Origin of the sequence: Acetobacter suratthaniensis (assembly GCF_017377745.1) — a bacterium.
Taxonomy (GTDB): Bacteria; Pseudomonadota; Alphaproteobacteria; order Acetobacterales; family Acetobacteraceae; genus Acetobacter; species Acetobacter suratthaniensis.
In genome coordinates this window covers 1-9,002 of record NZ_JAFVMG010000030.1, presented here as the reverse complement: position 1 = coordinate 9,002, position 9,002 = coordinate 1, and the positions used below count along the sequence as shown (strand labels likewise).

Here is a 9,002-nt window from a genome sequence, read left to right as displayed (position 1 = left end):
ATCAGGCCGGTTCAAGACTTTCCGACTGGCGACGCCAGGCTGGAAAAGGATCGGGGAGGTGTGCGTAGCGTGACGGCTCGAAAGGGGTATCTCCGAGATCCGGCACAAGACAGGCATCAAGGTCCCGGCGCAGTCCTGCTTCATCCATCTCCGCCGTGCCGATGAAGACGATTTCCTGCCGCCGGTCGCCATAGACGGAATCCCAGTTCCCCAGAACGAAATCCCGCCACTGATCGCTGTCCGGCCACTGGTTTTTCGGAATCGCGGCCCACCACAACCCCATTGCTTCGCTCCGCACAAGGGCTCCGGCCTGACTCATTTCTCCTACCCAGTCCGGGCGTGTGGCCAGCCAGAAATGACCTTTGGCGCGCACGACACCCGGCCAGTTCCGGTCAAGAAAGGCCTGGAATTTTGCGGGCTCGAACGGACGCCGCGCCCGGTAGACGAAATTGCGAATGCCATATTCGTCCGTTTCAGGAACATGATTGGCAAACCCGTAAAGTTCCTTGAACCACAACGGATGCTGGTGCGCCTTGTCGTAATCGAAGCGACCGGTATTCAGGATCCGTTCAACAGGAACCCGTCCCATATCGGTCTCAATGATGTCGGCGTCTGAATTCAGCGCACGAATGATCTTCCGCGCCGCGTCCACCTGATCCGGCGTGGCGGTGGAGACCTTGTTGATCACCACGACATCGGCAAACTCGATCTGCTGGACGAGCAGATCAACCAGTGCACGCTCGTCGTCCTCCCCGGCTGTTTCGCCCCGATCCTTCAGGAAATCGCTGGAGGAATAGTCGCGCAGGAGATTGACCGCATCCACGACGGTCACCATCGTATCTAGACGTGCGATATCGCTCAGGCTGACATCATTCTCGTCACGGAATTCGAACGTCGCAGCGACAGGCAATGGTTCCGCGATGCCCGTGGATTCAATGAGCAGATAATCGAATTTCCGCTCCTCCGCGAGCCGCCGCACTTCCTGCAACAGATCATCGCGCAGGGTGCAGCAGATGCAGCCATTGGTCATTTCGACCAGCTTCTCATCGGTGCGCGACAAATTGCTGCCGCCTTCGCGCACCAGATCGGCGTCGATATTGACCTCGCTCATATCATTTACGATCACCGCGACCTTATAGCCCTGACGGTTATTCAGAACATGATTGAGCAGGGTCGTCTTGCCCGCGCCCAGAAAGCCGGACAGCACGGTGACGGGAAGTCTGTTGTTCATAAGCGTTTCTCCTCTAGAGCTGCGTCGGGTTCGGGACGTCGCCATAGACAACGAGAGGATCGAAAGTCTTGTGCGCTTCGCAAAAGACAAGCTCAGCCGCTGACGCCGAAATGACTTCATCAGCAGGGAGATCGACACGCCGGTAAAAGCAGCTTCGATAACCCACATGGCAGTTCGCTCCTGTGCCCGCAGTGCGCACGCGCAACCAGACCGCGTCCTGATCGTCGTCGATCCGCATTTCGATGACATGCTGGATCAGCCCGCTCGTGGCCCCTTTCCGCCAGAGGCACTGGCGACTTCGGCTCCAGTAATGCGCCTCGCGGGTTTCGATGGTGCGGGCAAGCGCCTCGGCGTTCATGACGCCGACCATCATCACATCCCCACTCTCTGCGTCCGTCGTGACCACGGTCAGCAGTCCTCTGACGTCGAAACGCGGTGCGAGATCGGTTCCTTCCTCGACCTGCTCGATAGAGACACGAGGTTGGAACGCTGTTGATGCAGAAAGGAGAGCTTCGCCCATCATACGCCCCCCATTCCCGCCATAGCGAAGAACTGGCGACGCAAGGGTTCCGACGTCTCGAACTCGCCCAGCAGGCGACTGGTGACCATGCTCACACCCGGCTTATGCACCCCACGTGTGGTCATGCACTGATGCGCCGCGTCGATCACGACCGCGACGCCGCGCGGCTGAAGAACGCTCTGGATTGTATCAGCGATCTGCGCCGTCAGTTTTTCCTGAATCTGAAGACGATGGGCGAAGACGTCCACGAGACGCGCCAGCTTGCTGATGCCGACCACCCGCCTGTCGGGCAGGTAAGCCACATGCGCCTTACCGATCAGCGGAATAATATGATGTTCACAATGGGATTCCAGCCGGATGTCGCGCAGCACCACCATTTCGTTATAGTTTCCGGTCTCTTCGAAGGTCCGCTCCAGAAGAGCGACCGGATCATCCTGATACCCCTCGAAAAACTCTTCATAGGCCCGCACCACACGGTCAGGCGTGCCGACAAGCCCTTCACGATCGGGATCATCACCGGTCCAGGCGAGCAGAGTCCGCACCGCCTCTTCTGCCTGAGCCCGTGTCGGTCGCGCCCGGACTTTCCGGGCCGTTTCAATCAGTGCGTCCATTCAGCCCTCATCCCGTCATTGACTATGTTATGTTATAATATAACATTATGGGTGTCAGCCACTTCCCGTCAAGCTCCGGAACCATGCCTATTTTCACACAGCCTCAGCCAACGATGGAAATCTCACGTTTCTCATCACCAAAACCAGAATCTCCAGTCTTCAACGATCAGGAGCGTCCCGGTGCCATGTTGTTCATGGAGAGCTGGCCTGCGCCAAAGATCGATACGCCAGAAGACGCTGCCTTAGCCTATCCCGCACCGCATGTGGTTGCGTGTGCTCACGCGGCAGTCGTGATGGATCTGCAAAGGCCCGATGTTGATATGGTCGTATGGGGCCGCAGGGTTCCGGTGGCATGGGAGATATCCCTCACAGAGTGGTCGAGTTCCTCGTCTCCCCTCACTCTCTTCGGCACGCCTTCAGAGATCGCGGATTGCCTTGAGACCCCGGCTGTGCGTCAGGATTGGCCTCCCGTCATTCTGACTGATGTCAAGGATCTGTCCTCTCTGTTCGGTGTTCTGACAGGAGGCGTCCGGCAGCACATCCGGCTGATGACGCCCCCCAGTGGTGAGGCTGCGTTCGAGTTGCCCCCCGATGTACTCAGGCTGATCTGTGGCTATGGGCACACCGGGGCGGAGTGGTGCAGCAGTCAGGACCCGAAGAGCGGCATTGTCAGTGCCCTGTCGTCTTTCGCCGTTGCGTTTATCAAGGGCGCGGCTGAAAGCGAACCTGGCTGCTTCCATCGTCTCCCGGCCAATGTCCCAAACGGTCCGATGCCGGGGACAATCCTTGTGATGGATACAGTTTCCCGATGAAAGAACGTGTCACACAGCCTTCTCGCAGCGTCGATCAGGTTTCCAATACCCCAAATGGCCGGACTACCTCTTTGCTGAGTGATGTGCTCGATGCGCTGACTAAAACAGATTTACCGTTATCAGCTTACGATATCCTCCGGTGTGTCAGTCGTCCGGATAGTCGCCCCCTCGCCCCGCCTACAATTTATAGGGCCCTGGAAAAGCTGATTGCCGACGGGCTCATCGGACGGCTCGAAAGTCGAAATGCCTTCGTTCGGATCCAGACAAGCAATCCGTCGCGCCTCGTCTACTGTATCTGCGATCGATGTGGCGCCGCTCAGGCGGTGGAAAACACGTCATCCTGTCAGTTAATTGACAGCGCAGCCGAGACCCTTGGATTCCAGGTCAGGCACCGGGTGATGGAATTACAGGGCGTCTGCGCGCAGTGCAGTACCTGCCCTTCTTTCTCGTCCGCGTCGCAACACCCCGATCAGAACGATCTTCCGACACGCGCCCCCAAATGAGCCGCTGCCCTCTCATAGCCCTTCTTCGTCAAGGTTCTCCCATGTCATCGACCACCATCGCTTCCCGTTCCACATCATATTCCCCAAAGGATGTTCTCGCCCGGCGTGTGGACGGCGCTCTCTCCGACCTTTCGGCAATCATGTCAGGCGACCGACCTTCTGAGCCTGTTTTCCGGTCGGACGCCGATGCGCTTTCCCTGATCCGGCATGACACCGCCCATGTTCTGGCGCAGGCCGTCAGCGAACTCTTTCCCGGCACCGCCCTTGCTACAGGACCAGCCACGGAGCAGGGATTTTTCTATGACTTCGCTGTTGAGCGCCCTTTCACAGATGATGATCTCGTGCGGATCGAAGCCCGTATGCATGAGATTGTCGATCGGGACGAAGCGATCATCCGGGAAGAATGGACGCGTGAGAGCGCACTTGCCTGGTGTCAGGAGAACCGACAGCCCTACAAGGCGGAGATCATCCGGTCCCTACCTGCTGATGCTATCCTGAACTTTTACCGACAGGGCAACTTCGTCGATCTCTGCCGGGGGCCACATCTCGCTAGCACCGAGCAGATCGGACACGCCTTTCGGCTTCTCGGCACAGCCGGTGCCTACTGGAAAGGTGACCGGAACAATCCGATGCTACAGCGGATTCATGGCACGGCCTGTCGTGATGCGGACGAACTTGCGGCGTGGGAGCAGCGCCAGGAAGAAGCGGCACGCCGTGATCATCGCCGTCTCGGGCGTGAGATGGATCTGTTCCATTTCCAGCCTGAAGCACCGGGAGCAGTATTCTGGCATCCAAACGGCTGGACACTGTTCCAGGCGCTTCTTGCTTATTTACGCGCGCGCCAGCAGGACGAGAACTATGTAGAGATCAATACGCCCGACATTATGGATCTGTCTCTCTGGCAGGCTTCCGGCCACTGGGAAAAATTCGGGGAGAACATGTTCACCACCGAAACCGAAGGCCGCACCTATGCTCTCAAACCTATGAATTGCCCCGGTGGGGTGCAGGTTTTCCGTCATGGCCTGAAGAGTTATCGTGACCTGCCCCTGCGGATGGCTGAATTCGGCAAGGTCCACCGCTTCGAACCGTCAGGGGCGCTGCATGGCCTCATGCGCGTGCGGGCATTTACGCAGGATGACGCGCATATTTTCTGCACGCCGGAGCAGATGGAAGCTGAGACGCAGCGGATCTGCCATCTCGTGCTTTCGATCTATAAAGATTTTGGCTTCAACGATGTCCGTATCAAATTCTCCGACCGGCCCGAAAAACGTGTCGGATCGGACGAGATCTGGGATCGCTCAGAGGACGCGTTACGGCGCGGGGTCGAAGCTTCGGGCCTTTCCTACACGCGCAATCCGGGGGAAGGCGCCTTTTACGGCCCCAAGCTGGAATTCGTACTGCGTGATGCAATCGGACGAGACTGGCAGTGCGGTACCGTGCAGGTCGATCTCAATCTGCCTCAGCGTCTGGACGCGCATTATGTCGGCGCGGATGGGGACAAGCATCCGCCCGTCATGCTGCACCGCGCCCTGTTCGGTTCGCTGGAACGTTTCATCGGCATTCTCCTTGAACACCATGCCGGCCATCTGCCCTTCTGGCTCGCTCCCGTTCAGGTCGTTGTGGCGACAATCACCGCCGCCGCAGACGATTACGCGGACGATCTGATCAAAGCACTCCGCCAGCGTGGCGTCCGCGTGGTACCCGATCTGCGTAACGAGAAAATTGCCTATAAGATCCGTGAACACAGTCTCGCGAAAGTACCCGTACTGCTGATCGTCGGGAAGAAAGAAGCGCAGGCGGGAACCGTCTCCATCCGGGAGTATGGAAACCCGGATGCACCAACAATAGCTATGGAAACGGCCATCAACCTGCTGGCTGACGCCTCCCGCTCCCGCCTGCTCCAGGTCTTTGGCACATGAGAGGACTAGGCGCTGCTCTCGCGGATCTCTGGTACCTGAGCCGCCCCTATTTCACCTCGGATGAACGAAAGTCTGCGTGGGGTTTGCTTGGCGTCGTACTGGGGCTGACCCTTCTGCTCGTGGGAGCGGATGTGCTGCAATCGTTTTCGCGGAATATTTTCTATACCGCGCTGCAGCAGCGGGACGTCACATCCTTCCTGCGTGGTCTGTTCTGGTTCGTTCGCACCCCGACGATGCTGATCCCCGGCTTCTTCATCATCGCCGTTCCTACCCTGCTGGCGGCGGTATACGCCACCTACCTGCAACAATTACTGCAACTGCGCTGGCGGCGCTGGCTCACACATCGCATGGTCAGTCAGTGGCTTGACTAGAACGTCGCTTTCCGAACTTGAAAAACATCCCGCCTTCCGTAATCCTGACTATGTAAAAATAGTGCACCATAACATTATGAGGCAGGTTAACGAAATCTTTGATTATGCCAATGATGTCTCGCAACCCGGCACTCCATATGTCGGGCCAAATTCTGAATGCAACGTTGGTGTCAGCTCCAAAGCGACATACTACCAACGCTGAGCAAGCGGATCTCCGGGAGGGACGGATACCACAGAACAGGTAGTATAAGCCGTCTAAACTGTCGAACAAGGACCGTCATGTGCGCTGGACACTGAAGTTCACTAAGGCGAAGCGACATGAAAATGGGAGCATGCACGCAACGGATCTCGCCAGATCCAGCGCTCCAATGCTGGAAAATCGGTGATCCGCTGCCACGGTGAACACGTCTTTGCTAATCAGAAACCACAGACGGGACTGTTTATCCTGACAGTGGGCATCACCCGGATCACCATGAGGATCGGGTTGGCCAATATCGTTTAGAATATGCACAGCTTCATCTTCATGCAGAGACTGAACGCAAGCGCGTGGTAACCCAATAGAGGGAAGTCCTCGATCTGCTCAAAATACAGAGCAAAGGCCATTCTAAGAACCGTCAATCAGAACGCTAAAAACCAAAAATCACGAGACAACCGCATCAACTCACGGTTCCTCAATCTCTCCACGTTCAACGTAAGATGATTTATGGCGCATCCATGATTTACTTTATAGTCCATAAATACCAAAACAATATTATAAATCCAAAACATATTTTTAATTACATTAACTGTTTGTTATTTTATTTTTATTATCTATTATATGCAGATAAAAAGGTAGTGAAACAATGAAAAAAAATATTTTGGCCCGTTGCACATTTTTGGCACTAGCTAGTGCAAGTTTGACGTCGCCCGGCCACTACGTTATGGCCAGAGACAAAGAACCACAAATATCATCGTCCATGATCCAAAATACAATCGACCAAGCATATATAAAATTTAAATCCATGGAAGATGGTGAAAATGCCAGCTACATTCCATACCTATCCAAAGCGGATAGTAAACTTTATGGTATTGCTATTGTAACAGTAGATGGGAAAATATTCAAAAAAGGTAATGTAGAATATAAATTTCCGGTGGAATCTGTTGCTAAAATATTTACGCTAGCATCTGTGATCCAAAAAAAGGGAACAGATACTGTATTACGTAAGATTGGCGTCAACGCGACCGGCTTACCTTTTAACTCAGTTTTATCCATAGAATTAAATAATGACAAACTGGGTGGTGGCCCTCCTACGGGTAATCCATTAGTAAACGCGGGCGCTATTGCAACGGCCAGTTTGGTCGAAGGGCAGACATTAGAGAAAAAATGGAAGAGTGTTCTTGATACTGCTTCAGCCTTTGCTGGACATCCCCTACACTTGAATGAGGACGTCTATCAATCCGAAATGGCCAACAATCAACACAATCAGGCCATTGCAGTGCTGCTTAAAAGTTACAATGCTCTTTACGCAGATCCATCGGAAACAGTTGATCTGTACACCCGTGAATGCTCTTACGAAGTCAATGCCCTTGATCTGGCGATCATGGGTGCCACACTTGCTAATGGTGGAACCAATCCTCTCTCACATGTCCCTGTAGTTAACGCGGCAACAAGCGCACATGTTTTAGCTGTCATGGCGACAGCGGGTCTTTATAATACATCCGGGGAGTGGCTCTTTAAAGTTGGTTTACCAGGGAAAAGTGGTGTTGGTGGGGGAATTGTCGCAGTTGTGCCAGGAAAGATGGCAATTGGTGTTTACTCATCTCACCTTGATGCAGCTGGAAATAGCGTCCGAGGCCAACTCGCGTTACAATTTATTTCTGAAGCTTTGGGAATTAATATTTTTTCTGCCAAAGGCAATTAAAATAGAGTGTGTGAAAAGATACATATCGTAGTTTTTCCTGTCCCTTCTACCTAATAGAGGGTCAAATAAAGCGTTAGAGATTTATGTTGGTTATCTACGCGTTTGAAGCTCGCACATGATCAGCGAGCCATGGTACATACGGAAGATTTCAAGCGCAGAGTCCCATAGATCTGGGCTCATCAGAGATGAGTTAGGCGCATCGGACGATGAATCCCTACGTACACCCCCGCAGCATCACATTGGTTAGGGCTCGATAGCGTAAAGCCTCCTAAAAATTTATGTCCGAAAGAAAACGAGCACTATCGTCATGAAGGAAAAAGAGACTTCAATTTTGGCGGGAGGGCTCCTGTCGAATGATCTGAAAGACAACCGAAAAGAGGGACCCACTCTTCGATCCGCAGATCGCAAATGGAGGGTTCGAAAAGCCTCGTGGCGCTGACCTGTTCTGTATGATTGCATTTTTTCAGCGTTTGTTGGGGACGGAAGTTGAAGAAGCAGACTGGTTTCTTTGATGTTGAAGATTACCTTGCTCGGCTGAGCGGGCTTGGGGATTCAACTCGAAGCTTTTTCCCGGACTTTAGATTTTCAGGCGTTCCGCCCTGATCTGGAAAAAACTCCGGCCTATTCAGACGGAAGTAAAGTCAGATGTCCGCAGTTTGATCCGGTGCTGATATTAAAAATTCTGGTCATCCAGACGCTGAACAACTTGTCTGATGAACGGACAGAATATCTGAGCGACGGCCACCTGTCGTTCATGCGCTTTCTAGGCTCATTATCCTCATATTCTGGTTTTTTTCGATTGGCTTTGTGTCCGGATTTTTTATGTCCGACAAGAGAAATTATCGGACATAAAAACGGGGGAGGGGGCAGAAATGAGAAAAGAAACAAGATTCAAGTTAATGGTCAGTTAGGTTGAATTAGAACTCCTTGCCTTCACGTTTGTGAAGGCGTATTTTTGTGCGTATCTGGCAAGGAGAAAAGAGTATGGCGTCCATCAATCTGAGGATCGACAGCACCCTGAAGGATCAGGCTTATGCCCGTCTCGCGGAGCTGGGCGTGACGCCGTCCGACCTGATCCGCCAGACCTTCGAATATGTCGTGCAGACCGGAAAACTGCCCGTTTCGCGGCATGTT

8 protein-coding genes and 4 pseudogenes are annotated in these 9,002 nt (G+C 53.8%); 8 read left to right on the top strand and 4 right to left on the bottom strand.

The features are described 5' to 3' along the window. Nucleotide 1: 1 nt before the first annotated feature. The 3 genes from zigA to folE are packed head-to-tail and all read right to left on the bottom strand — an operon-like array spanning nt 2 to nt 2,362. Complete coding sequence (zigA, locus tag J2D75_RS13885; protein WP_207855382.1) at nt 2–1,231, bottom strand: zinc metallochaperone GTPase ZigA; 1,230 nt, start codon at nt 1,229–1,231, stop codon at nt 2–4. 13 nt (nt 1,232–1,244) lie between these two features. Beyond that, a complete protein-coding gene (hisI, locus tag J2D75_RS13880; RefSeq protein WP_207855381.1) occupies nt 1,245–1,754 on the bottom strand; it encodes a phosphoribosyl-AMP cyclohydrolase in 510 nt (169 codons plus the stop codon). Next, complete coding sequence (folE, locus tag J2D75_RS13875) at nt 1,751–2,362, bottom strand: GTP cyclohydrolase I FolE (protein WP_207855380.1); 612 nt, start codon at nt 2,360–2,362, stop codon at nt 1,751–1,753. Before folE ends, hisI begins: the two co-directional genes overlap by 4 nt. 185 nt (nt 2,363–2,547) lie before the next feature. On the opposite strand from folE, the gene J2D75_RS13870 reads away from it, so the two are divergent. The 6 genes and pseudogenes from J2D75_RS13870 (at nt 2,548) to glsA (ending at nt 7,868) form a co-directional block, all read left to right on the top strand. Next, nucleotides 2,548–3,174: a DUF1826 domain-containing protein gene (locus tag J2D75_RS13870; RefSeq protein WP_207855379.1), complete on the top strand. Its 627-nt coding sequence runs from the start codon at nt 2,548–2,550 to the stop codon at nt 3,172–3,174. Continuing rightward, entirely contained in the window at nt 3,171–3,677 is a 507-nt protein-coding gene (locus J2D75_RS13865; protein ID WP_207855378.1) for a Fur family transcriptional regulator, read from the top strand. The genes J2D75_RS13870 and J2D75_RS13865 overlap by 4 nt, the downstream gene beginning before the upstream one ends. Continuing rightward, the gene (gene thrS, locus J2D75_RS13860) at nt 3,674–5,596 is read left to right on the top strand and encodes a threonine--tRNA ligase (protein WP_207855384.1); all 1,923 of its coding nucleotides are present in this window, start codon (nt 3,674–3,676) and stop codon (nt 5,594–5,596) included. The genes J2D75_RS13865 and thrS overlap by 4 nt, the downstream gene beginning before the upstream one ends. Beyond that, nucleotides 5,593–5,964 (top strand): annotated as a pseudogene (locus J2D75_RS13855) (ABC transporter ATP-binding protein/permease); the annotation flags it as partial. The gene thrS and the pseudogene J2D75_RS13855, both read left to right, overlap by 4 nt. A 134-nt stretch (nt 5,965–6,098) precedes the next feature. Then, nucleotides 6,099–6,469: pseudogene (locus tag J2D75_RS13850) on the top strand (hypothetical protein); the annotation flags it as partial. 340 nt (nt 6,470–6,809) lie between these two features. Next, on the top strand, nt 6,810–7,868 hold the full coding sequence (gene glsA / locus J2D75_RS13845; protein ID WP_207855377.1) for a glutaminase A: 1,059 nt from the start codon (nt 6,810–6,812) through the stop codon (nt 7,866–7,868). Nucleotides 7,869–8,173: 305 nt separating this feature from the next. Here the strand turns inward: glsA and J2D75_RS14730 are convergent. Next, a pseudogene (locus J2D75_RS14730) lies at nt 8,174–8,287 on the bottom strand (YciI family protein); the annotation flags it as partial. Between the two features lie 67 nt (nt 8,288–8,354). Between J2D75_RS14730 and J2D75_RS13840 the strand changes: the two are divergent. Next, nucleotides 8,355–8,637 (top strand): annotated as a pseudogene (locus J2D75_RS13840) (transposase); the annotation flags it as partial. Nucleotides 8,638–8,852: 215 nt separating this feature from the next. Next, nucleotides 8,853–9,002, top strand: a 150-nt coding sequence (locus J2D75_RS14710; RefSeq protein WP_207855383.1) for a type II toxin-antitoxin system RelB/DinJ family antitoxin, incomplete at its 3' end; no start/stop codon positions are given.